The organism is Streptomyces sp. NPDC085932, from assembly GCF_044540525.1.
GTDB classification, from domain to species: domain Bacteria; phylum Actinomycetota; class Actinomycetes; order Streptomycetales; family Streptomycetaceae; genus Streptomyces; species Streptomyces levis.
Genome location: NZ_JBITSJ010000005.1, coordinates 1 through 23147, shown reverse-complemented (window position 1 = coordinate 23147; position 23147 = coordinate 1). Strand labels below are relative to the sequence as shown.

General features: G+C 69.8%; 19 protein-coding genes, 1 rRNA gene and 1 riboswitch. Of the genes, 3 read left to right on the top strand and 17 right to left on the bottom strand.

Annotation, left to right across the window (positions count from 1 at the left end):
• Positions 1–45: 45 nt before the first annotated feature.
• Positions 46–1080 carry a LacI family DNA-binding transcriptional regulator gene (locus ACIGAQ_RS24115; RefSeq protein ID WP_311682274.1) on the top strand — a complete coding sequence of 345 codons (1035 nt, stop codon included), beginning with the start codon at positions 46–48 and terminating at the stop codon, positions 1078–1080.
• A 126-nt stretch (positions 1081–1206) separates the two neighbouring features.
• Here ACIGAQ_RS24115 and ACIGAQ_RS24110 read toward each other — a convergent pair whose 3' ends face one another.
• From ACIGAQ_RS24110 to ACIGAQ_RS24095, 4 genes are read right to left on the bottom strand one after another with little or no spacing between them, the layout of a single operon-like run.
• Positions 1207–2316, bottom strand: coding sequence for an endo-1,4-beta-xylanase (locus tag ACIGAQ_RS24110; RefSeq protein WP_311682275.1), 1110 nt, complete (start codon positions 2314–2316; stop codon positions 1207–1209).
• Positions 2317–2370: 54 nt separating this feature from the next.
• Entirely contained in the window at positions 2371–3213 is an 843-nt protein-coding gene (locus ACIGAQ_RS24105) for a carbohydrate ABC transporter permease (RefSeq protein WP_399785969.1), read from the bottom strand.
• Entirely contained in the window at positions 3210–4208 is a 999-nt protein-coding gene (locus tag ACIGAQ_RS24100) for a carbohydrate ABC transporter permease (RefSeq protein ID WP_399785966.1), read from the bottom strand. The genes ACIGAQ_RS24105 and ACIGAQ_RS24100 overlap by 4 nt, the downstream gene beginning before the upstream one ends.
• A gap of 6 nt (positions 4209–4214) precedes the next feature.
• Positions 4215–5507, bottom strand: coding sequence for an extracellular solute-binding protein (locus tag ACIGAQ_RS24095; RefSeq protein WP_311682277.1), 1293 nt, complete (start codon positions 5505–5507; stop codon positions 4215–4217).
• 415 nt (positions 5508–5922) lie between these two features.
• Between ACIGAQ_RS24095 and ACIGAQ_RS24090 the strand changes: the two genes are divergently transcribed.
• A complete protein-coding gene (locus ACIGAQ_RS24090; protein WP_399785963.1) occupies positions 5923–7899 on the top strand; it encodes an amino acid transporter in 1977 nt (658 codons plus the stop codon).
• A gap of 13 nt (positions 7900–7912) precedes the next feature.
• Here ACIGAQ_RS24090 and ACIGAQ_RS24085 read toward each other — a convergent pair whose 3' ends face one another.
• Together ACIGAQ_RS24085 and gcvP are read right to left on the bottom strand one after the other, a co-directional pair.
• The gene (locus tag ACIGAQ_RS24085; RefSeq protein ID WP_399785960.1) at positions 7913–8476 is read right to left on the bottom strand and encodes a DUF1707 domain-containing protein; all 564 of its coding nucleotides are present in this window, start codon (positions 8474–8476) and stop codon (positions 7913–7915) included.
• Positions 8477–8850: 374 nt separating this feature from the next.
• On the bottom strand, positions 8851–11736 hold the full coding sequence (gene gcvP / locus ACIGAQ_RS24080) for an aminomethyl-transferring glycine dehydrogenase (RefSeq protein ID WP_399785957.1): 2886 nt from the start codon (positions 11734–11736) through the stop codon (positions 8851–8853).
• Positions 11737–11913: 177 nt separating this feature from the next.
• Positions 11914–12009, bottom strand: a riboswitch (glycine riboswitch).
• Between the two features lie 113 nt (positions 12010–12122).
• Here gcvP and ACIGAQ_RS24075 point away from each other — a divergent pair.
• Positions 12123–12500 carry a PRC-barrel domain-containing protein gene (locus ACIGAQ_RS24075; RefSeq protein WP_311682283.1) on the top strand — a complete coding sequence of 126 codons (378 nt, stop codon included), beginning with the start codon at positions 12123–12125 and terminating at the stop codon, positions 12498–12500.
• Here the strand turns inward: ACIGAQ_RS24075 and ACIGAQ_RS24070 are convergent.
• From ACIGAQ_RS24070 to rrf, 11 genes are all read right to left on the bottom strand, one after another.
• Positions 12455–13915, bottom strand: a complete 1461-nt coding sequence (locus tag ACIGAQ_RS24070) for a DNA polymerase IV (protein ID WP_399785954.1) — start codon at positions 13913–13915, stop codon at positions 12455–12457. The two genes, ACIGAQ_RS24075 and ACIGAQ_RS24070, sit on opposite strands and share 46 nt — an antisense overlap.
• 169 nt (positions 13916–14084) lie before the next feature.
• The gene (locus tag ACIGAQ_RS24065) at positions 14085–14768 is read right to left on the bottom strand and encodes a MerR family transcriptional regulator (protein ID WP_311682286.1); all 684 of its coding nucleotides are present in this window, start codon (positions 14766–14768) and stop codon (positions 14085–14087) included.
• Between the two features lie 311 nt (positions 14769–15079).
• A complete protein-coding gene (locus ACIGAQ_RS24060; protein ID WP_026253112.1) occupies positions 15080–15553 on the bottom strand; it encodes a bifunctional nuclease family protein in 474 nt (157 codons plus the stop codon).
• An 85-nt stretch (positions 15554–15638) separates the two neighbouring features.
• Complete coding sequence (locus tag ACIGAQ_RS24055) at positions 15639–16376, bottom strand: MerR family transcriptional regulator (protein WP_399785951.1); 738 nt, start codon at positions 16374–16376, stop codon at positions 15639–15641.
• Positions 16377–16428: 52 nt separating this feature from the next.
• The gene (locus ACIGAQ_RS24050; protein ID WP_311682291.1) at positions 16429–17382 is read right to left on the bottom strand and encodes an FHA domain-containing protein; all 954 of its coding nucleotides are present in this window, start codon (positions 17380–17382) and stop codon (positions 16429–16431) included.
• Between the two features lie 61 nt (positions 17383–17443).
• Positions 17444–18376 carry a DUF881 domain-containing protein gene (locus ACIGAQ_RS24045; protein ID WP_399785947.1) on the bottom strand — a complete coding sequence of 311 codons (933 nt, stop codon included), beginning with the start codon at positions 18374–18376 and terminating at the stop codon, positions 17444–17446.
• Between the two features lie 5 nt (positions 18377–18381).
• Positions 18382–18714 carry a small basic family protein gene (locus ACIGAQ_RS24040; RefSeq protein ID WP_003988855.1) on the bottom strand — a complete coding sequence of 111 codons (333 nt, stop codon included), beginning with the start codon at positions 18712–18714 and terminating at the stop codon, positions 18382–18384.
• A complete protein-coding gene (locus ACIGAQ_RS24035; RefSeq protein WP_399785944.1) occupies positions 18711–19625 on the bottom strand; it encodes a DUF881 domain-containing protein in 915 nt (304 codons plus the stop codon). Before ACIGAQ_RS24035 ends, ACIGAQ_RS24040 begins: the two co-directional genes overlap by 4 nt.
• A 98-nt stretch (positions 19626–19723) precedes the next feature.
• Entirely contained in the window at positions 19724–22219 is a 2496-nt protein-coding gene (locus ACIGAQ_RS24030) for a sugar phosphate nucleotidyltransferase (RefSeq protein ID WP_399785941.1), read from the bottom strand.
• Positions 22220–22334: 115 nt separating this feature from the next.
• Positions 22335–22943, bottom strand: a complete 609-nt coding sequence (locus tag ACIGAQ_RS24025) for a CDP-alcohol phosphatidyltransferase family protein (RefSeq protein WP_311682298.1) — start codon at positions 22941–22943, stop codon at positions 22335–22337.
• Between the two features lie 109 nt (positions 22944–23052).
• Positions 23053–23147: ribosomal RNA gene (gene rrf / locus ACIGAQ_RS24020) — 5S ribosomal RNA — on the bottom strand; the annotation flags it as partial.

Sequence of the window (23147 nt, the reverse complement as noted above, 5' to 3'; positions counted from 1 at the left end):
GACTCCTGGAGGTTTCGCGATCACCGGGTGACGGAGGTGGGGGCAGTGCCGGCACGTGAGGCGGACGCCGGGGGCAGGGTCACGATCACGGAGATCGCCCGGCAGGCCGGAGTGTCCGTGCCCACTGTGTCCCGGGTCGTCAACGGCCGCTCCGACGTCTCGCCCCAGACCCGGGCCCGCGTCGAGGACCTGCTGCGCCGGCACGGCTACCGCAGGCGCCCCGCGCCGCCGGGCACCCGGGCGGCCCTGATCGACCTGGTCTTCAACCGTCTCGACAGCCCCTGGGCCGTCGAGATCATCCGCGGGGTGGAGGAGGTCGCGCACGCGTCCGGGGTGGGGACGGTCGTCTCGGCCCTCCACGGCCGGTCGGGGGACGCGCGCGACTGGATGCGCAACCTCCGTGCCCGGGCCTCCGACGGCGTCATCCTCGTCACCTCGGCGCTGGAGCCGACGCTCCACGAGGAGTTGCGGATCCTCGGCGTGCCGCTGGTGGTCGTCGACCCGGCGGGCACCCCCGCCCTGGACGTGCCCACCATCGGCGCCGCCAACTGGTCGGGCGGCCTCGCGGCCACCGAGCACCTGCTGTCCCTGGGGCACCGCCGGATCGGTCTGATCGCCGGGCCGCCGCGGCTGCTGTGCTCCCGAGCCCGGCTGGACGGCTACCACGCGGCCCTGGAAGGCGCCGGCATCGCTCCCGACCCGTCGCTCGTCGTCCCCGGCGACTTTCGCCCCGAGTCCGGGTTCACCGCCTGCAACGCCCTGCTCGACCTGCCCGAGCCGCCGACCGCGCTGTTCGCGGCCGGCGACCGGATGGCCCTCGGCGCCGTCGAGGCACTGCGCCGGCGCGGGTTGCGGGTGCCGCAGGACATGAGCGTGGTCGGTTTCGACGACCTGCCGGAGGTCCGCTGGTCGGCCCCACCGCTGACGACGGTCCGCCAGCCGCTGGCCGACATGGGCAAACTGGCCGCCCGCACGGTGCTCCGCCTCACCCACGGCGAATCCCCGGACACCCCACGGGTGGAGCTGGGCACCCGGTTGATGACCCGATCGAGCACCGCCCCGCCCCCGACCCGGCCCTGACCCACGGTCCCGAGCCGCAATCGCCGTGGGCCTGACGGTTCTGCCCGAGCCGCACCCCCCGTGCGCCGAACCTGACCGACCTGCCCGGGCCTCAGCCCCCGTGAACCCGGCCCGCCGCGCCCTCGGCTACCTCCCCCCGAGCGCCTCCCGCAGCGCGAAGTACGCCGGCTTCGGCAGCAGCTGCTCGTCCCACGGCAGGGCCGCGCCCTCGCCGGGGAAGAACGCGGGTATCCACGAGTACTTGTCCGTGTAGTCCCAGAGGGTGACGCCCACGCACCGGCGCACGGCCAGGCACGCCTCCGTCAGGTCCCGGTACCACTGGGCCTGCTGCGCCAGCTTCTCCTCGGTCGCCGGCAACTGCATCCGCACGTCGACCTCGGTGAGCGCGGTGTCGAGACCGAGCCGGGAGAAGCGGCGGAGGTTGTCCTCCAGCGTCGTGGGATAGCCGTACTGGAGGGCCAGATGGGCCTGGAAGCCGATGCCGTGCAGCGGGACGCGCTGGGCCTTCAGTTCCTTGGCCAGCCGGTGGTAGGCGTCGCTCTTGGGGCCGATCCCCTCGATGTTGTAGTCGTTGAGGTACAGCTTCACCCGCGGATCGGCCTGGTGGGCCCAGCGCAGCGCGTCGGCGATGTAGCCGGGGCCCAGCGTCTTGTAGAACACCGTCTCGCGGTACGTCCCGTCCTCGTTGAACGCCTCGTTGACGACGTCCCAGGCGAAGACCTTGCCCCGGTAGTGCCGCACCTCCGTCTGGATGTGCTTCTTCAGCACGGCTCTCAGCTCCGGGGCCGTCCACTCCCGCGCGGTGAGCCACTCGGGCAGCTGGCTGTGCCAGACCAGCGTGTGGCCGCGCACCTTCTGCCGGTTGGCACGGGCGAGGTTCACGACCTCGTCGCCCTGCGAGAAGTCGAACACGCCCTGCTCGGGCTCGGTCGCGTACCACTTCATGCCGTTGCCGGGCGTGATCTGGTCGAACTCGCTGCCGAGCAGTGCCACGTACGGCCCGTCGGTCAGCTCGGGATTGTCGGTGGCACTGCCGAAGTAACGGCCGTGCCGCTGGGCCAGGTCGGCGAGGGTGGGCTGCCGGTCGCCCGCCTGCCGATCACTTGCCTCCTGTTCGCTCGCCTGCCGTTCGCTCGCCGGCCGGTCACTCGCCTGGGCGGGCGAGCCGGCACCGAGCCCGGCGGCGACCACGAAGGCGGCGACGGCACCGGCGAGTCTGAGACGGTTCTTGCGCATGGTGCGACTCCTCACGACGAATGGGTGGACAGAGCCGTACGTCCGCGGCGCGCGTCAGCCCTTCGTGGCGCCGGCGGTGAGGCCACCGACGAGCTGGCGCTCGGCGACCGAGTAGAAGGCGAGGGCGGGGACCATGGCCAGGACCAGGTAGGCGAAGACCTTGGCGTAGTCCGCGGAGTACTGCCCCTGGAACTGCTGGACACCGATCGGGAGCGTCCACCACTGCGCGTCGGTGAACACCAGCAGCGGCAGGAAGAAGTTGTTCCAGCTGGTGACGACGGCGAGCACCGAGACCGTGCCGAGCGCGGGCCGGGCCATGGGCAGCAGCACCCGCCAGAAGAAGCCGAACGGGCCGCACCCGTCGAGCGTGGCCGCCTCCTCCAGTTCGCCGGGGATCTGCCGGAAGAAGCCGCGCAGGATGATGATGGTCATCGGCAGCCCGAACGCCGCCTGCGGAAGGATCACCCCGAGCGGGTTGTCGAGCAGCCCCATGGAGCGCAGCAGCAGGAACAGCGGCAGGGCCGCGACCGCGAACGGGAACATCAGCCCCATGGTGAACAGCGTGAACAGCAACTCCCGGCCGCGGAAGGCGAACCGCGCGAAGGAGAAGGCCGACAGCGCCGAGACGGCGACCACGAGCACGGTCGTGCCCACGGCGATCAGCGTGCTGTTCGCGATCAGCCGCCAGAAGTCCCCCGAGGCGAGGATCCCGGTGTAGTTGGAGGTGATCCACGACTCCGGCAGCCCGACGGGGTTGCGGGAGAGCTCGTCGGTGGACTTGAAGCCGGAGAGCGCGGCGTAGAGCAGGGGCACGGCCATGACCGCGCCGACGACGACCAGGACGAGGTGCAGGCTCCACAGCTTCCCGCCCCCGCGGGTCTTGCGACTGACCGTCACTTTCCGTCACCCCGCATGGTGGTGGTGGCTCCTTCGAGGTCGCGCCGGAGCACGAACCGCTGGTAGGCGAGGGCGAAGACGAGGCTGATGGCGAACATGGCCACGCTGATGGCGCTGGCATAGCCGACCTGGTAGCGCTTGAAGCCGTACTGGAACATGGTCACGGCCATGGTCTCGGAATGGTGGTCCGGGCCGCCCGCAGTGGTGACCCACACCAGGTCGAACAGCTGGATCGACCCGATGACCGACAGGAAGACGCTGATGCGCAGGGTGGGCGCCAGCAGCGGCAGGGTCACGTTCCGGAAGCGCTGCCAGGGACCGGCCCCGTCGATGAGCGCCGCCTCCGTCAGCTCCTTGGGGACGGCCTGGAGGCCGGCGAGGTAGAGCATCATGTGGAAGCCGAAGTACTTCCACATCATGACCAGGAACAGGGTCGCCATGACCGTGGACGGATCGGCGAACCACTCCCCGCCCAGCCCTTCCAGCCCGATCCGGCCGAGGACCTGGTCGGCGAAGCCGTCGTCCGGGGCGAAGATCATGCCGAACAGGATTCCGGTGATCGCCTCCGACAGGACGTAGGGCGCGAAGAACAGCATCCGGTACACCGCCCGGCCGCGCATCCGCTGGTTGAGCAGCACGGCCATGGCGAGCGCGAACGGCAGCTGCAGTGCCAGCGAGAGCACCACCAGCACCAGGCAGCGCCACAGGTCGCCCAGGAACACCTCGTCCTGGAGGAGCCGCGTGAAGTTCTCACCGCCGACGTAGTCGGAGGGCATGCCGAAGCCGCCCCACCGGAAGAAGGCCGCGTACAGGGCGAACAGCATCGGCAGCAGCACGAGCCCGATGAACAGCACCAGGGCGGGGAGCTGGAAGCCGGTGGCCGTCAGCCAGTTCAGGGTGCGTCGCCGGGCCCGCCCCCGGGCCCGGTCGGGGGCCGGGGGCGGCGGACCGGTGTCGGGGCCGGTCCGCTCGCTCGGCAGGAACGTGGACGTCATCGCCGGCTACTGCTCTTCCTTCGCGGTCTTCGTCACGGACTGCGCGACCTGCTCGGGCGATTTGGAACCCGATATGAGCGCGGCGACGCTGTCGTTGACCTCCTGGCCGACGGCGGGCGCGTACGCCTGGTCGAGGTAGAGCTGGAAACCGGTGGCCTTCTTCAGCTCGGCCTGCACGGCCTTGATGTTCGGGTCCGCGATGGCGCTCTCGGCCGCCGGGACGACGGGCAGCACCCCGGTCTTCTTCACCAGCTCCCGGTCGGTGGCCTCCGAGGCGAAGAACTTCAGGAAATCGACGGCCGCCTGCGGGGCGTCCCGGCGCAGCGCGTGTCCGCCGCCTCCGCCGAACACCTCGGTGATGGCGCCCCGGCCGCCCTCGACCGCGGGGAACGGGAAGAACCCGAGGTCCTTGCCGAGGCCCTTGCCGGCGTCGGCCTGCACCACGGGGGCCCACTGGCCCATGAGTTCCATGGCTGCCTTGCCGTTGCCGACGGTGGCGGCCTGGCCGGTGGGGCTGGAGTACGCCGCGCCCAGGAAGCCCTTCTGGAAGGGCTGGAGGCCGACGAGTTCCTTCAGGTGCTCACCCGCCTCGACGAAGGGCGCGCCGGTGAAGTCCTTGTCCTCGTAGGCCTTCTGCAGCGCTTCGGCGCCGGCGGTGCGCATCGCCAGGTACGCCCAGTAGTACATGCCGGGCCACTTCTCCTTGCCTGCCAGGGCGAGGGGCGTGATGCGGGCCGACTTGAGCTTGCGCACGGCGTCGAGGAAGCCGGTCCATGTGGTCGGGGGCTCGCTGATGCCGGCCTTCGCGAAGTGCGCCTTGTTGTACCAGAAGCCGATCATGCCGATGTCGAACGGGATGCCGTAGGCCTTGTCGTCGATGAGGTACGGCTCCCGGGCGACCGGCAGCAGGGCGTCGCCCCAGGGCTTGGTGCGGTCCGTGAGGTCCTCGACGAGCCCGGCGTCGACCTGCTGCCGCAGGACCCCGCCGCCCCAGGTGTGGAAGATGTCGGGCAGCTTCCCGGAGGAGGTCAGAGCCGTCATCTTCGACTTGTAGGCGTCATTCTCCAGTTGGACGATCTTCACCTTGACGGTGGGGTTCTGCGCCTCGAACTTGCGCGCGAGAGCGGCCCAGACGCTCTTGGTCGGTTCGGTGGTGGAGATGTTCCACCACTCGATCGTGGTCGTCCCGGACGACCCTCCGTCCGAGTCCCCGCCGCATGCGGTCAGTGCCGTCATTCCCAGACCGGCCGCGGCGGAGGCCGCCAGAAAGCCGCGGCGGGACAGTGCCGGGTCGCCCATCATGCTCCTCGAAAGTTTCGAATGAGATCCAGAAAGATGCGTTGATGCCGCACCCTAGAGACAGCCGGTAAACGGTGGCAACCCCTTGTACACAGTGAATCTTTGCTCGCCACGGCGCCCGTAAGGGTCCGCCGAAACATTCGATCAGAACGACGAACTTTACGGATCAGCCGATCACGCTGAGTACTGACCCGGCAGCCGCGCACCCGCCGCCCCGCTTCATCCCAGACAAAGCCGCCACCCCCTCCCCCACCTGGCCTTTCACCTCCGGCGGGCATCCGCGCCACCAGTCTTAACGGAAGCTTGACGCGCACCACCCCCACATTCGCGGGCCACGGCATCACGCTCCGCTTACGCTGATCCGGCCGTCCAGTGATGGCCGGAACCAGCTGATCCGCACATCAGGAGCACGACGATGGCCACCACCGAGCAGCCGCCGAGCCGTACGGAGCCCCCTCCACCCAGCCGGCTGCGCGCCTGGATGCTGGAGGGCCTGTCCGACATGGGCAAGAACGGCGGCCGCACCGGACCGGGTCCCGCGCCCGAGGCTCCCCATCAGGGGCAGCCCTGGTGGCGCGTGATGTGCCTGACCGGCGTCGACTACTTCTCCACCCTCGGCTACCAGCCGGGCATCGCCGCCCTGGCGGCCGGGCTGCTGTCACCCATCGCGACGATCGTCCTGGTCGTCGTCACCCTGGCGGGCGCCCTGCCGGTCTACCGCAGGGTCGCCCAGGAGAGCCCGCACGGCGAGGGCTCGATCGCGATGCTGGAGCGGCTGCTCTCCTTCTGGCAGGGCAAGCTGTTCGTGCTGACCCTGCTGGGTTTCGCCGCCACCGACTTCCTGATCACCATCACGCTGTCGGCCGCCGACGCCTCCACCCACCTGGTGGAGAATCCCCACCTCAACGGCGTCCTGCACGACCGTCAGATGCTGATCACCCTCATCCTCGTGGCCCTGCTGGGCGCCGTGTTCCTCAAGGGCTTCCTGGAGGCGATCGGCGTGGCCGTCGCCCTGGTGGGCACCTACCTCGCGCTGAACGCGGTCGTGGTGGTGGTCGGCCTCTACCACGTCGCCACCGCCGGCCATGTGGTCACCGACTGGTCCGGCGCTCTGACCACCCAGCACGGCAACGTCTTCGTCATGATCGGCGTGGCCCTGCTCGTCTTCCCGAAGCTGGCCCTCGGCCTGTCCGGCTTCGAGACGGGCGTCGCCGTGATGCCGCACGTCAAGGGCGACCCGGACGACACCGAAGCGCGCCCGGCGGGCCGTATCCGCGACACCAGGAAGCTGCTCACCACGGCCGCTGTCATCATGAGCGTCTTCCTGATCGCGACCAGCTTCATCACCACCCTCCTGATCCCGGCGAAGGAGTTCGAACCGGGTGGCCAGGCCAACGGCCGCGCCCTGGCCTTCCTGGCACACGACTACCTGGGCAACACCTTCGGAACCCTCTACGACGCCTCCACGATCGCCATCCTGTGGTTCGCCGGCGCCTCCGCGATGGCCGGCCTGCTCAACCTCATGCCGCGCTACCTCCCCCGGTACGGCATGGCCCCGCACTGGGCCAGGGCCGTCCGCCCGATGGTCATCGTCTTCACCTTGATCGGCTTCCTGGTCACCTGGATCTTCGACGCCGACGTGGACGCCCAGGGCGGCGCCTACGCCACCGGTGTGCTGGTCCTGATCAGCTCCGCCGCCATGGCGGTGACCATCGCCGCCCGCAAGGCCGGACAGCGCAACTGGACCATCGCGTTCTCCGTCATCGCCGCGGTGTTCCTCTACACGACCGTCGTGAACGTGATCGAGCGCCCGGACGGCGTGAAGATCGGCGCGTGCTTCATCGCCGGCATCATCCTCGTCTCCCTGCTGTCACGTCTGGCCCGCGCTTTCGAGCTGCGCGTGACCGGCGTGACGCTCGACGGCGTGGCGGACCGCTTCGTCCGGGACATGGCCAGTCGCCGGATGCGGTTCATCGCCAATGAGCCCGACCGGCGGGACATCGCCGAGTACCGCGACAAGATCGAGCAGATCCGGCACGACAACGACGTGCCCGAGGCGGAGGACTTCGTCTTCGTGGAGGTGACGGTGACCGATCCGTCCGAGTTCGAGGCGGGCCTGACCGTACGCGGCGAGGTCCTGCACGACCGCTACCGCGTGCTGACCCTGGAGTCGTCCTCCGTCCCCAACGCGCTGGCGGCTCTCCTGCTGCACGTCCGCGACACGACCGGCCGCACCCCGCACATGTACTTCGAGTGGACCGAAGGGGGTCCGTTCGCCAACCTGCTGCGCTTCCTCCTGTTCGGCCAGGGCGAGGTCGCCCCCGTGACCCGCGAGATCCTGCGCGAGGCGGAACCGGACCGGGCACGGCGCCCCAGGGTGCACGTGGGCTGAGCCGGCACGCGCCTCAGCGTCTGCCGAGGCCCCGGCGGCGCGGGCGCACCACTATCTGCCCGTACTCGATCTCGCCGGTGATCCGCACGCGCAGCACGTCGGGCGCCTCGGCAACCCGGCGCTCCTTGATCGCGGAGTAGTTCGTCACGAGCCCGGTCGTGTCCACCACGATGCCGGGCCTGGTCACCAGCTTGAGGGCACCGGCACGCAGGTCCAGGTCGATGTCCAGGCTGTCGTGCGTGATCACCGCGTCGGTGAAGTCGAGCGTCACTTCGCCCCAGGCCGAGCGGATCTCCAGACGCCGCGGCACCACCCAGGCGTCGGCGCGCCCGGTGGAGGAACCCACCTGTTCGATCCGCATGACCTCCTCGAAGCCGGGGCCCCCGGCCGTCTCGGGCAGATCCGAGGTGAGCACCGCGAGCTCCCCCACCGTACGGGCGGACAGCGCGGCCTCCAGCCGCTCGTCGAGCTCTTCCAGCGTCAGCCGGCCGTCACCCGCGGCGACACGCAGCACCTCGACGATCCGGTCCCGGTCCGCGTGCGAGGCCCTCACCTCGGGTGACCCAACACTGCGCACGAGTTCCCCCATCACACCCACCCCGATTCCTCGGCCACCGCACTCTGCGACTCCCGACAGGACTAACGCTATATCGCGTCATAGTCTTCGGCCATCCCCCGATCAGGTCAATCCCGCCAGACCCGGCCACGGCGATCACCCGCCGGGCCGCGGGCGGCCGCGGCCCCGCTGCCAGAGGCCGCCCAGCGGACCTTGCGAGGCCGGCGAAGGGGCATCGACCACGGCCGCCCCGGGTACCCCGCGCCACCACATGACCGTGCCACCGCATGACAGGAGGGGCCCCGCAGCGCGGAGCCCCTCCCATGGGTGGATCGGGCAGATCAGTCCACTCGGCGGCGGATCAGCCGGCTCGCCCCATCAGCCACCTCACCGGATCAGTCCTCGTACGCGTCCAGCGGCGGGCACGAGCAGACCAGGTTCCGGTCACCGAAGGCCTGGTCGATACGGCGTACCGGCGGCCAGTACTTGTCGGCCGCCGAGACCCCGGCCGGGAAGACCGCCTCTTCACGGCTGTAGGCGTGCTCCCACTCCCCGGCGAGGGCGCCGGCGGTGTGCGGGGCGCTGCGCAGCGGGTTGTCCTCGGCGGGCCACTCACCGGAACCGACCTTCTCGATCTCCGCGCGAATGGCGATCATCGCGTCGCAGAACCGGTCCAGCTCGGCCAGGTCCTCCGACTCGGTCGGCTCGATCATCAGCGTCCCGGCCACCGGGAACGACATGGTCGGCGCGTGGAAGCCGTAGTCGATGAGCCGCTTGGCGACGTCGTCGACGCTCACACCGGTCGCCTTCGTCAGCGGCCGCAGGTCGATGATGCACTCGTGCGCGACGAGCCCGCCGGGACCCGTGTAGAGCACCGGGTAGTGCGGCTCCAGCCGCTTGGCGACGTAGTTGGCGCTCAGCACCGCCACCTGCGTGGCGCGCTTCAGGCCCTCGCCCCCCATGAGACGGACGTACGCCCACGAGATCGGCAGGATGCCGGCCGAGCCCCAGGGCGCCGCCGAGATGGGCCCGACGCCCGTCTCCGGGCCGGCCTCGGGCTGCAGCGGGTGGTTCGGCAGGTAGGGCGCGAGGTGCTCGCGCACCGCCACCGGGCCGACGCCCGGGCCGCCACCGCCGTGCGGGATGCAGAAGGTCTTGTGCAGGTTCAGGTGCGAGACGTCGCCACCGAAGTGACCCGGCTTGGCGAGCCCGACGAGCGCGTTGAGGTTGGCGCCGTCGACGTAGACCTGGCCGCCCGCCTCGTGCACCTGCGCGCAGATGTCGGCGACATGCTCCTCGAACACGCCGTGCGTGGACGGGTAGGTGATCATCAGCACGGCCAGCTCGTCGCGGTGCTGCTCGATCTTCGCCCGCAGGTCCTCGACGTCGATCTCGCCGTCCTCGGCGGTCTTCACGACGACGACCTTCATGCCCGCCATCACCGCGCTGGCGGCGTTGGTGCCGTGCGCGGACGACGGGATCAGGCACACGGTCCGCTGCTCGTCGCCGTTGGCCCGGTGGTACCCGCGCACGGCGAGCAGACCGGCCAGCTCGCCCTGGGACCCGGCGTTCGGCTGGAGGGAGACCTTGTCGTACCCGGTGACCTCGGCGAGCCGGTCCTCCAGCTCGTGGATGAGCGTGAGGTAGCCCTGGGCCTGCTCGGCGGGGGCGAAGGGGTGCAGCTGCCCGAACTCGGGCCAGGTGACCGGCTCCATCTCGGTGGTCGCGTTGAGCTTCATGGTGCAGGAGCCCAGCGGGATCATGCCGCGGTCGAGCGCGTAGTCACGGTCGGACAGCCGGCGCAGGTAGCGCAGCATGGCCGTCTCGGAGCGGTGCTGGTGGAAGACCGGGTGCGTGAGGTAGTCGTCGGTCCGCAGCAGACCGGCCGAAAGCCCGTCCTCCGTGGCGGCGTCCAGCGCCTCGATGACACCCTCGACGCCGAAGGCGGCCCACACGGCCCGCAGCTGGGCGCGGGTGGTGGTCTCGTCGCAGGCGATCGAGACGTGGTCGGCGTCGACCAGACGCAGGTTGACGCCGTTGTCACGCGCGGCGGCCACGACCTCGGCGGCCCGGCCCTCGACGCGCACGGTCAGGGTGTCGAAGTAGGAGCCGTGCACGACCTCGACCCCGCCGTTGGCGAGCCCGGCGGCCAGGACCGTGGCGTAGCGGTGGGTGCGCCGCGCGATGCCCTTCAGGCCCTCCGGGCCGTGGTAGACGGCGTACATGCCGGCCATCACGGCCAGCAGCACCTGCGCGGTGCAGATGTTGCTGGTCGCCTTCTCGCGGCGGATGTGCTGCTCACGCGTCTGCAGCGCCAGCCGGTAGGCCTTGTTCCCGTCGGCGTCGACGGAGACGCCGACGAGCCGCCCGGGCAGGCTGCGCGCCATCTTCTCCTGAACCGCCATGTAACCGGCGTGCGGACCGCCGAAGCCCATCGGCACACCGAAGCGCTGGGTGGTGCCGACGGCGATGTCCGCGCCGAGCTCGCCGGGCGACTTCAGCAGTGTCAGCGCGAGCAGGTCGGCGGCGACGGTGACGACCGCCCCGAGCTCGTGCGCCCGGTCGATGACCGGCTTGATGTCCCGTACGGCTCCGGAGGCGCCCGGGTACTGGATGAGCACGCCGTTGATCTCACGCTCGGCGACCTCGGCCGGGATGCCGTCGGACAGGTCGGCGACGACGACCTCCACGCCGGTCGGCTCGGCCCGGGTCTGGATCACGGCGATGGTCTGCGGCAGCGCGTCCGCGTCGACCAGGAACAGGCCCTTCTTGTTCTTGCCCATGCGCCGCGACAGCGCCATGGCCTCGGCGGCCGCGGTGCCCTCGTCGAGCAGGGAGGCCCCGGACGTCGGCAGTCCGGTGAGGTCGGCGACCATGGTCTGGAAGTTGAGCAGCGCCTCGAGCCGCCCCTGCGAGATCTCCGGCTGGTACGGCGTGTAGGCCGTGTACCAGGCCGGGTTCTCCATGACGTTGCGCAGGATGACCGGCGGCGTGAACGTGCCGTAGTAGCCCAGGCCGATCATGGAGCCGAGGACCTGGTTGCGGTCGGCGAGGGAGCGCAGCTCGGCGATCACCTCGGCCTCGCTGCGGGCGCCCGGCAGGTCGAGGGCCTCGGCGCTCTTGATCACGGCCGGGACCGCGGCGGCCGTCAACTCGTCCAGCGAGCCGTAGCCGACCTGCGCGAGCATCTTGGCCTGGGCCTCGTGGTCGGGGCCGATGTGGCGCTGCTCGAAGGGGACTGCCTCTTCGAGCTCGGAAAGCGGAATGCGATGGGCGGTCATGGACGGAGGCCTCCTGGTCTGACACGACCTTCGAGGGGCACCACGGCGCGGGTACCCGGACGGCCTCCCCCTCTGTCATCTCAACCTGAGAGCTTCACCGGATCGCCCGAAGGCGTCCGGCTTTCACCGTCGGTGAGAGCGGAAGCCGTCGACACCCGCTCTTCTTTCCAGAGTGACCTCGTCCGTGCGGTACGTGTGCCTGAGAGATTCCGGGGAGGATTTGCTCCTTCGGCGCCTCCGATGGTGTCCGGAGGACTCTCCCGCACGGGGTCAGCAGCCGTTGCCAGCGTACCAGCGAGGTCAACGCACGAACCTTCGAGTGGCCGCCTCCTCGATTGTGCCGTTTTGTAGTGCTTACGGATGAGTTGCGACCCTGTGGAGGTCCCGTGCGTACCGATATCGATCCGCGCAACCTGATCGGCCGCAAGGCATTCGACCGCAACGGAACCCGGATCGGCACGATCGACGAGGTCTACCTCGACGACGCCACTGGCGAGCCCGAGTGGGCGGCCATACGGACGGGCCTGTTCAGCAGGGACGCATTCGTCCCTCTGGAGCCCAGCGAGCTGATCGAGGGTGCCCTCCACGTCCCCTTCGAACGCGCCCTGATCAAGGACGCCCCCGACTTCGGCGTGGGCCGCCACCTCTCCCCCGAGCAGGAACTGCAGCTCTACCACCACTACGGCCTGGACATCGCCGCCCCTCCCGCGCTGCCCGATCACGAGTTCGGCAAGCTGGCGGGCTCCGACGAGCAGACGACCTGATGCCCGGACTCCCCGGACGAAGCGGCCCCCGGCGGCGTAACCACGGGACCGGCGAATCCGTCCCCGGATCCGCCGGGTCTTCGTAACACCAGCGGCAGCGGATCCGCCGGCTCCAGCGCGGGGTCGTCGACCCGGAAGGTCCGCACCCGTCCGGGCTCCGAGCCGGGCGTCTCGAAGCGCACGGTGACCCGTCCCAGCCCACTGCCCTGCACCCATCCGTGCCCGAACTCGGCGTGCCGCACGTCGTGTCCGGCGGGCCAGCGCCGCTCGGCGAGCGACGGCTGCTCCTCGGCCTGCGCCGCGGCATGCTCCTCGACCGGCCCCTCGACCACCGCTCGCTCCCCCGCGGCCTGTGCGAACAGGTCCTCCTGGGTGTAGTCGGCGAGTCCGCTGACCCCGACCCCGAGCAGCCGCACCCCGCCCGTGGTGTCCACCGAGTCCAGCAGCCGGGCCGCCGCCTCCCCGATCACCGCGGGGTCGTCCGTCGGCCCCCGCAGCGTCTCGGACCGGGTGAGGGTCGAGAAGTCGTACCTCCGTACCTTCAGCACGATCGTCCGCCCGGAGAGGCCGGCCCCGCGCAGCCGCCGCACGCACCGGTCGGCCAGCCGCTGCACCTCCAGACCGACCCGCACCCGGTCGTGGATGTCCACGTCGTAGGTGTCCTCCACGGACACGGACTTCGCCTCGCGCTCCGCCACCACGGGCCGGTCGTCCCGCGCCAGGGCCATCGCGTACAGCCCGTGCCCGTGCGCCTTGCCCAGCAGCCGGACCAGCTCGTCCTCGCCCGCCTCGACGATCTCCTCGACCGTGGTGATCCCGGCGCGCCGCAGATGGTCGCCCGTCGCCGGTCCGACGCCGGGCAGGGTCCGCACCGACATCGGCCCGAGCATGGCCCGCTCGGTGCCCGGCTCGATCACCACCAGTCCGTCGGGCTTGGCCTGCTCCGAGGCGATCTTCGCGAGCATCTTGGAGGCGGCGAGCCCGACCGATCCCGTGAGCCCGGTGACCGCGCGGATGTCCGCACGCAGCTGGGCGCCGACCAGCCGCGCGGACTTCTCGTCCCAGGCCACCTGTCCTGCCTCCAGGTCGACGAACGCCTCGTCCAGGCTCAACGGCTCCACGAGCGGCGAGAGCGCTCGCAGCAGCTCCATGACGCGCTCGCTGATCGCCTTGTAGAGCCCGAAGCGCGGCACGAGGTACGCGGCGTTGGGCGCGAGTCGCCTGGCCTGCCCCATGGGCATCGCCGAATGCACCCCGAAGACCCGCGCCTCGTAGGACGCCGTGGCCACCACACCCCGCGGCCCGAGTCCCCCCACGACCACGGCCTTCCCACGCAGACTCGGCTTGGACGCCTGCTCCACCGAGGCGAAGAAGGCATCCATGTCGAGATGCAGGATCGTGGGCGCGGTTCTCACATCTCCGATGCTGCCCTACGCCACTGACAATGCCCCGATCGGCCACCCCGCCCGGCCGTGACCGCCTCGGGGCAACCGCTTCCAGGCGGCTCGGCGCACGGGTCCGCGCGCCGGTTGCGGAAACGTCCCGCCTCCGGGGAGCAATGGGAACACCACCTGTGGGGCGGTCTCAGACGGCTCGGTTGCGCCGTCGCGCCAGCTCGTCCGCCGGATTGGGCCCGACCAGCGTCTCGCCGGTGTCGATCCGCTCCCCGTGCAGCTGGGACAGCGCGCTCTCGACGTCCCGCCACACGACGCCCACGGCGATCCCGAAGACCCCTTGGCCCCCTTGGAGCAGGGCGTGGACCTCGTCCGGCGAGGTGCATTCGTAGACCGTGGCACCGTCGCTCATGAGCGTCATCCGCTCCAGGTCGCGGAAACCGCGTTCCCTGAGGTGCTGCACGGCCGTGCGGATGTTCTGCAGCGACACCCCGGTGTCCAGGAACCGCTTGACGATCTTCAGGACGACCACGTCGCGGAAGCTGTACAACCGCTGTGTCCCGGACCCGTGGGCGGGGCGCACGCTCGGCTCGACCAGACCCGTACGGGCCCAGTAGTCCAGTTGCCGGTAGGTGATGCCAGCGGCCGCACAGGCCGTCGGACCGCGGTAGCCGATCTGCTCGGACGCCATGGACGTCGTCCCTCCGCTGCTCGGCACGGCCGTCGGTCGCTGCGGAGCGTGATCGGCCGCGTCGCCGGGCTGGGGGTATCCCCCGCTCGCGCGGAGCCATGAGCCGGGGGGAGGGTACGGACCGCTCGCCCTGAGACTGCGCTCGGGGCCGCCCCCAGCCGTACCGCCGCCGCTGCTACTCACGCCGACCTCCGTCCTTGACCTGCCTTCTCGACGGTAGGCAGTCACCAGGGGTGCGTCAACGATCGCCACACTCGCCACGCCGAGTGATAATCACCCTGAGAGTGGTTTCCCGTGCCCCACCGCGGGGAAAGGCTAGCCGAATGCGCTCGGCTCGGGCCGTGTGACGCTCTCACGCGCCACCGGCACATGCGGGCAATTCACCCGTCACAACGCGTCGGGCGACCCCGCCGCGGACCACACCGTCCGCCGGGCCGCCCCTTCGCCTCACCGACCGCTGCTGCCTCCGGCCCCCTCTTGTCGGGGACGGGAGCTCACTGACTGCTGGTGCCGAAGTCCTCCGGAGAGATCTGGTCGAGGAACTCGCGGAACTTCTCCACCTCGTCCTCCTGCTCGTCCGGGATGGCGATACCGGCGTCGTCGAGCACCGTGTCGCTGCCGTAGATCGGCGTCCCGGTGCGCAGCGCAAGCGCTATGGCGTCGGACGGACGGGCGCTCACCTCGACGCCACTGGCGAAGACCAGCTCCGCGTAGAAGACGCCCTCGCGCAGGTCCGTGATGCGCACTTCCGTGAGCTCCTGGCCGACAGCCTCCAGCACGTCCTTGAACAGGTCGTGGGTCAGCGGCCGTGCGGGAGCCATGCCCTGCTGGGCGAAGGCGATCGCCGTCGCCTCCCCCGGTCCGATCCAGATGGGAAGGTAACGGTCTCCTCCCACTTCACGCAGCAGCACGATCGGTTGGTTGGAGGGCATTTCGACCCGGACACCTACGACATCGAGCTCGTTCACACAGCAACCCTAGGCCGTGCTCGGGATGTTTGGGTAGTCGGGCCCGGATCGGGCACCTGATCCGGCCCCCCGCGCGGCCCGCTGCTCAGGGCAGCCGCACCCCGAGAGCCGTCTGCACCAGCGCGGCGTGCAGCCGCACCGTGAGCCCCGCCAGCTCCTTCGTGCGCGCCTCCGCGTGAGCCCTGGTCTGCGGGTTCCGGTGCCGCCTGAGCGGGGCCACCACCTGGTCCACGAGCCCGGCCTCGCGGTCGGCCGCCGCCTTCATCGCCCGCAGATGCCGCGGCTCGATCCCGAACCGCCCCAGCTCGACGACGAGCGAGGCCACCGTGACCGCTTCGGCGTCGTACGCGCCGTCCTCCAGTGGAGTGAGCAGCCCGTAGGACTCCCACTCCTTCAGCTCCTGCTCGTCGATGCCGGCGGCGGCGAGCAGCTCCGACCGCCCGATCCTGGCCGCCGTGGGCGCCTCCGGGGCCTCGGCCACGGGCTCGCCGTCACGCTGGCGGCCCACCACGGGCAGCTGGACGGCCTCCCCGCGCTCCACGGCCTCCAGATGCTCGCGGATCACCTTCAGGGGCAGATAGTGGTCCCGCTGCATCCTCAGGACGTGGCCGAGGCGCTCGACGTCGTGTGCGCTGAACTTGCGATACCCCGAGGGGGTCCGCTGCGGCTCGATGAGCCCCTCCGCCTCCAGGAAACGGATCTTGGAGATGGTGACCTCGGGGAACTCGTCGCGCAGCACGTTCAGCACCGTGCCGATGCTCATCAGCCCACTGTCCGTGGCGGCGGTGCCGTGTCCGGCACCGCCGCTCGGTGTTCGAAGCATGGACCTTCCCTGACGGACGGACCTTCGCTGAGCTCCCCGGACGGGCCGGGGGTCAGTAGCCCCGCTGGCTCGCGTAGAAGACCAGCCGGTACTTGCCGATCTGCACCTCGTCACCGTTGTTCAGGGCGACCTGGTCGATCCGCTCGCGGTTGACGTACGTGCCGTTCAGGCTGCCCACGTCGGCCACCGTGAACGAGCCGTCCTGGCCGCGGCGGAACTCCACGTGCCGCCGGGAGACCGTCACGTCGTCCAGGAAGATGTCGCTCTGCGGGTGACGCCCGGCCGTGGTCAGGTCGCCGTCGAGCAGGAAGCGGCTGCCCGAGTTCGGCCCGCGACGCACGACCAGGAGCGCGGAACCCAGGGGAAGCGCGTCCACGGCCGCCTGCGCCTCGGGAGACAGCGTCGGCATCGGCGTCTGGCCGGTGGTCTCGCTGTCGTAGGCCTCGAGGCCGGAGATGGAGATCGTGGACGTCGTCTCGGACGGGCGCTCCGGAGTCGCGCCGGCCCGCAGCGGCGCGCCGCAGTTCGAGCAGAAGCGGCTGTTCTCCGCGTTGCGGTTACCGCACCTCGTACACACCAGGGCCGACATCGGATCCTCCTGCCGCGGCTGCCCGCCGGGAGCGTGGGACGCATACGGGTCGGAAAACCCTCCACCCGCACCTGAGGCTGACGGTTGGCCGAAACCTATGCCGCCGGGCTGCGCAGGGTCAACCGACGGCGCGCCCTGACCTCCGGCGACGTCACCACCCGGACCAGCGACCTGATCGCGGAAGAGCGGCCGCTGGCCTTCCGCGTCAGGCTGTGCGCGATGACGAGCGGTGGCGTTGTCGCTGCCCTCTCGCGCGCTCTTGCCGAACAACTTCGCAAACAACTTCACGGGCGATTCCCCTTGACCGAAACAGACCCGCCCGTGGGGCAGGACGAACCCTGACTGAACACTCTGGCCGACCCGGACATCCTGACAACGTCCGTCTGCACCAGACAGTTTCCACCACGCACCACCCATTCGGTGCGCCGACCCCCCGCAACCTCATGCCCTCGCCGAACGTCGCCCATGCACCCCCGGTTCACTGGGAGGACGACCGAGCGTAGTCAGGCCGCTTCGCCGCTCGCAAGGCATCCACGACGATCTTGGTCGATCGCTCGACGATCACCGTGGCCTGTTCCTTCTCGAGAGTCTGCACCACGCCTCCGGGGATGTTGAGCGCCGGCTCGAGGTCCTGCGGCTTGCCGATGACCTTGAAACGATAGGGCGCGTTGATCTTGTTCCCGTCGACGCTCACGCCCTTGCCGGAATCCGCGAGGTACGTGCCGGCGACCACGCGTACGCCGTTCACCTGGATCGCCTCGGCACCCGCCGCACGCAGCTCCTGGATCGCGTCGAGCAGCATGTCCGCCTCGACCGTCCCCTTCGTGTCCTCGATGGTCATGGTGATCCCGGGCCCCTGCGCGGCCACCGTGCCCGCCAGGATGCCGAGTTGCCGTTCCTTCTCGATCGTCTGCTTCCGGGCCTCCTCGGCCTGGTCCGAGCTGTTCTCCAGCTCGTCCCGCTGCTTCTCGAGACCCTGCTTCTCGTCCTCAAGACGCTGAGTGCGGTCGTCCAGTTCATCGAGGATGCGGACCAGATCCTCCTGCCGGGCCCCGCGCAGGGCACTGTCGCCGTCGCTGTTCGACGCCACCTGCACGGCCAGACCGAAGCCGAGGCCGAACAACAGCAGCGCGACGATGAGTTGAGCCCGGGTGACACGCGGCGGCCACAGCCCCTGCACCAGGCGCTGCCTGCCGGTCAGCCGCTGCCCGGACTCCGCCTCCGGTTCGACCGTGGGCTCGGGTGCTGACCCGGCCTCGGCCCGCGGGGTCTCCCGAGCGGCGGGCACCGGGGCGGACACCTCCTGCGGCAGCTCCTTGCGGAGCCTGTTCCCCGAGTCACCGCCGGCTTCGGGCCGCTCCGCGCGCGTGTCGCCCTGCTCGTCGGGACGCGTCTCGTCGTGCTCGCTCATCGGCCTCACGCCCGGAACACGTGCCGGCGGATCGCCGCGGCGTTGGAGAAGATCCGGATACCGAGCACGACCACCACACCGGTGGACAGCTGGGCCCCCACGCCCAACTTGTCGCCCAGGAAGACGATCAGCGCGGCCACGACCACGTTCGACAGGAACGACACCACGAAGACCTTGTCGTCGAAGATCCCGTCGAGCATGGCCCGCAGCCCCCCGAAGACCGCGTCGAGAGCCGCCACGACGGCGATCGGCAGATAAGGCTCCACCACCGCCGGAACCTCAGGCCGGACCAACAGGCCGGCCACGACTCCCACGACGAGGCCCAGTACGGCGATCACGATGTGCCCTTCTCGCTCTTCTCAGTGCTCGGCTGTGCTGTACGTACGATCACGCTCGGCGCGGCAGGCAGCCGGAGGTCGTCCTCCACGGAGATGCCTGTCCTGATGCCGTAGCTCTCCTGCAGCGCGTTCAGATACAACCCGTCCGCGCTGTCCTGGAACCGCGTGCTCAGCCGCTGCCCGTCCCCCACCGCGAGCACCGTGTACGGCGGCACCAGCGGCTTGTTGTCGACCAGTATCGCGTCTCCCGCGGCCCGGATCGCCGACAGCGCCGTCAGCCGCTGCCCGTTGATGGAGATCGCCTCGGCCCCCGACTCCCACAGCCCGTTGACCACGCGCTGCATGTCCCGGTCACGCACCCGGCCGGTGTCGGAAAAGCCTGAGCTGCCACGCGGGTCACCGTCACCGCCGGTGCCGGCTTCCTCGGCGTCGTTCACCACGAGCTTCACACCGGGACCGTGCACGGCGACGGACCCCGACAGGATGCCGACGAGCTCCGACCGGGCGCTTCCGCCGCTGTGCTTCAACGCCTCGCGCTGGCGTGCGCTGACGTCCTCGCGCAGTTCGTCGACCGTGTCCTCCAGCCGGTCCGCCGCCTCGGTCTCCCGGTCGATGCGGTCGATCAGCTCCTCGCGCTCCTTGGCGACGACGGGGGCGGCGACCCGTGCCTGAGCCGCTCCCACGGTCACGACCAGCGCCGCGAGCACCAGGCCGGCGGCCAGCCCCAGCTTCGCCCGGAGAGTCTTCGGCATGCCGCCGTCGCCTGCGGCCCTCTTCCGCGCGGCGGCCTCGGCGTAGCCGTCGTCGAGGCTGTGGTCCATCACGTTGGTGATCAACGACATGGACGCGTCCGGACGCCGGGGCCGCGCGGGTGTGCTCCGAATGGGGGGTTGCTGCGGCATGCCGCACATCGTCGCACGTCGCGGCCACTGCCGCCGAACGGCCCCACCGGCGTGCCGGACAGGCCCCGTTGGGGACACTTGTCCGGCACGCACGCGTGCAGGCGGTATTACCGGCCGGCGCTGTCCACGATCGCCGACCACTCGTCCAGCAGGGCCTGCGCGGAGGCGTCGTCCGGTCCCTCGGCCCACAGGTGGGTGACGGCCTCGGCCGGGTCGGGCAGCACCATCACCCAGCGGCCGTCGGTCTCCACCACGCGCACCCCGTCCGTGGTGTCCACGAAACGGTCCCCGGCCGCCTCGACGACCCGCCGCATCACCAGCCCCTTGACGGCCCACGGGGTCGCCAGATCCCGCTTCAGCACGTGCGCCCGCGGGATCCGCGCGTCGATCTGGCTGAGCGTGAGCTGCGTCCGCCCCACCAGCCCGAGCAGCCGCACGAAGGCCGCGGTGGCGTCGTACACGCTGCTGAACTCGGGGACGATGAAGCCGCCCTTGCCGTCGCCGCCGAAGATCGTCCCTTCCTCACCGCCCACGCGCGTGAGGTCGTCGGGAGAGGTCGTCGTCCACTCGACCTGGGTCCCGTGGTACGCCGCCACCTGCTCCGCGATCCGGGTCGTGGTCACCGGCAGGGCGACCCGACCGCTGCGCCGCTCGGCGGCGACCAGGTCCAGCATCACGAGCAGCGCCCGGTCATCCTCGATGATCCGGCCCTTCTCGTCGACGAGCGACAGCCGCTCACCGACAGGGTCGAACCGTACGCCGAACGCGGCCCCCGAGGACGCCACGATCTCCCCGAGCCGCACCATGCCCGACCGGCGCATGTCGGCCGTCTCGGTCGGCCGGGACTCGTCGAGGCCGGGGTTGATCGTCAGCGAGTCGACCCCCAGCTTCCCGAGCAGACTCGGCAGCACCAGACCGGCGCTTCCGTTGGACGCGTCCACGACGACCTTGAGCCCGGAGTCCGCGATCCCGGTCGTGTCGACGTTCCGCAGCAACGAACCGGTGTACGAGTCGAAGACGCTGGACGGGAAGTGCAGGTCACCGATCTCGCCGGGGAAGGCCCGCCGGTACTCCTGCCGCGCGAACACCCGGTCGAGCTTCCGCTGGCTGCCCTGCGACAGGTCGGCGCCCTGGCCGTCGAAGAACATGATGTCGACGGAGTCCGGGACCCCTGGAGTCGTCCGGATCATGATGCCGCCGGCACTACCGCGCGCGGTCTGCTGCCGTGCCACCGGCAGCGGCACATTCTCCAGGTCCCGTACGTCGATGGCACTGGCCTGCAGTGCGGAGATCACCGCCCGTTTCAGCGCACGGGCACCACGCGAGTGGTCCCGCGCCGTGGTGACGGTCGAGCCCTTCTTGAGGGTCGTCGCATACGCGCCCGCAAGACGCACGGCCAGTTCCGGCGTGATCTCGACGTTCAGGATTCCGGAGACGCCCCGGGCACCGAAGAGGTGCGCCTGTCCCCTGGACTCCCAGATCACCGAGGTGTTGACGAAGGCACCGGCCTCGATGGTCTTGAACGGGTAGACCCGGACATTGCCCTGCACGATCGATTCTTCACCGATCAGGCACTCATCACCGATGACCGCCCCGTCCTCGATCCGCGCGGCACGCATGATGTCGGTGTTCTTTCCGACCACGCAGCCGCGGAGATTGCTGTGGGGGCCCACGTAGACGTTGTCGTGGACGACGGCCTTGTGCAGGAAGGCACCGCTCTTGACGACGACGTTGGAGCCCACGACGGTGTGCTCACGGATTTCGGCGCCGGCCTCGACCTTGGCGTAGTCGCCGATATAGACGGGCCCGCGCAGAACGGCGTCCGGGTGCACCTCGGCGCCCTCGGCCACCCACACACCCGGCGAGATCTCGAATCCGTCGATGTCGACATCGACCTTGCCTTCGAGCACGTCGGCCTGCGCCTTCACGTAGCTCTCGTGCGTGCCGACGTCCTCCCAGTAGCCCTCGGCGATGAAGCCGTAGATGGGCTTGCCTTCCTTCATCAACTGCGGGAAGACGTCACCGGACCAGTCGACGGGCACATCGGCCTCGACGTAGTCGAAGACCTCCGGCTCCATGACGTAGATGCCGGTGTTCACCGTGTCGGAGAAGACCTGGCCCCAGGTGGGCTTCTCGAGGAAGCGCTCCACCTTGCCTTCCTCGTCGACGATGGTGATGCCGAACTCCAAAGGGTTGGGGACGCGGGTCAGACAGACCGTGACCAGCGCTCCCTTTTCCTTGTGGAAATTGATCAGCTCGGTGAGGTCGAAATCGGTCAGCGCATCGCCGGAGATGACGAGGAAGGCATCGTCCTTCAACGCCTCTTCCGCGTTCTTGACGCTTCCGGCGGTACCGAGTGGCTTCTCCTCATTGGCATAGGTGAGCTCCATACCGAGCTCTTCGCCGTCACCGAAGTAGTTCTTGACGAGCGAGGCCAGGAACTGGACAGTCACGACTGTTTCGTTGAGCCCATGCCTTTTGAGCAGCCGCAGCACGTGCTCCATGATCGGGCGGTTGGCCACAGGCAGGAGCGGCTTGGGCATGCTTGAGGTCATGGGACGAAGGCGTGTGCCTTCGCCTCCGGCCATCACGACGGCCTTCATGTCGGAAGCGTCCTCCTCGAAGAGACGACGGTCTAGCCGACTTCCCCCGCGAGGATTCTCCCGCATTTTTCGACCACGGGCCATCGCACCGCGCTGGGCGGAGGAATCCGCGAGTTCAATCGGTCAGGGCGTCCGCACGGACCAGGCGGCGGACTTGTACTACGTAGAGGACTCCTGCCCACCAATACAGCGTTGTACCCCATCCGGCGAACGCCCATCCGAAAATAGCAGCCAGTGACGAGATCCAACCACTTCCGTCACTGAGCAGGAGCAGGGGGAAGGCATACATCAGGTTGAACGTGGCGGCCTTCCCCAGGAAGTTCACCTGCGGCGGCGGATAGCCGTGCCGGCGGAGGATGCCCACCATCACCAGCAGAACCAGCTCCCTCGCCAGAAGGACAGCCGTCAACCACAGGGGCAGAATCTCACGCCACGTGAGGCCGACCAAAGTCGAGAGAATGTAGAGCCGGTCGGCCGCGGGGTCGAGCAGCCGGCCGAGGCTGCTGACCTGGTTCCAGCGCCGTGCGAGCTTGCCGTCCAGGTAGTCACTGATGCCGCTCAGAGCCAGCACCAGGAGGGCCCAGCCGTCACTCTTGGGCCCACCGAACTCAGGCCTCAGGATCAGCCACAGGAAGAGGGGCACGCCGACGAGCCGCGCCATGCTGAGGATGTTCGGGATGGTGAGCACACGGTCCGTCTGGACGCGAGTCTCCTGAACCTCCACCCGGGTGCCTCCTGGGGAAACGTGCCAACGATGCCCCCTGACCTTACCTCAACGCAAAAAAGCTCCGACTCTCGGGCTGTGATGCCCAAGAGCCGGAGCTCTAAAGGGAGTTCGGCGGCGTCCTACTCTCCCACAGGGTCCCCCCTGCAGTACCATCGGCGCTGTAAGGCTTAGCTTCCGGGTTCGGAATGTAACCGGGCGTTT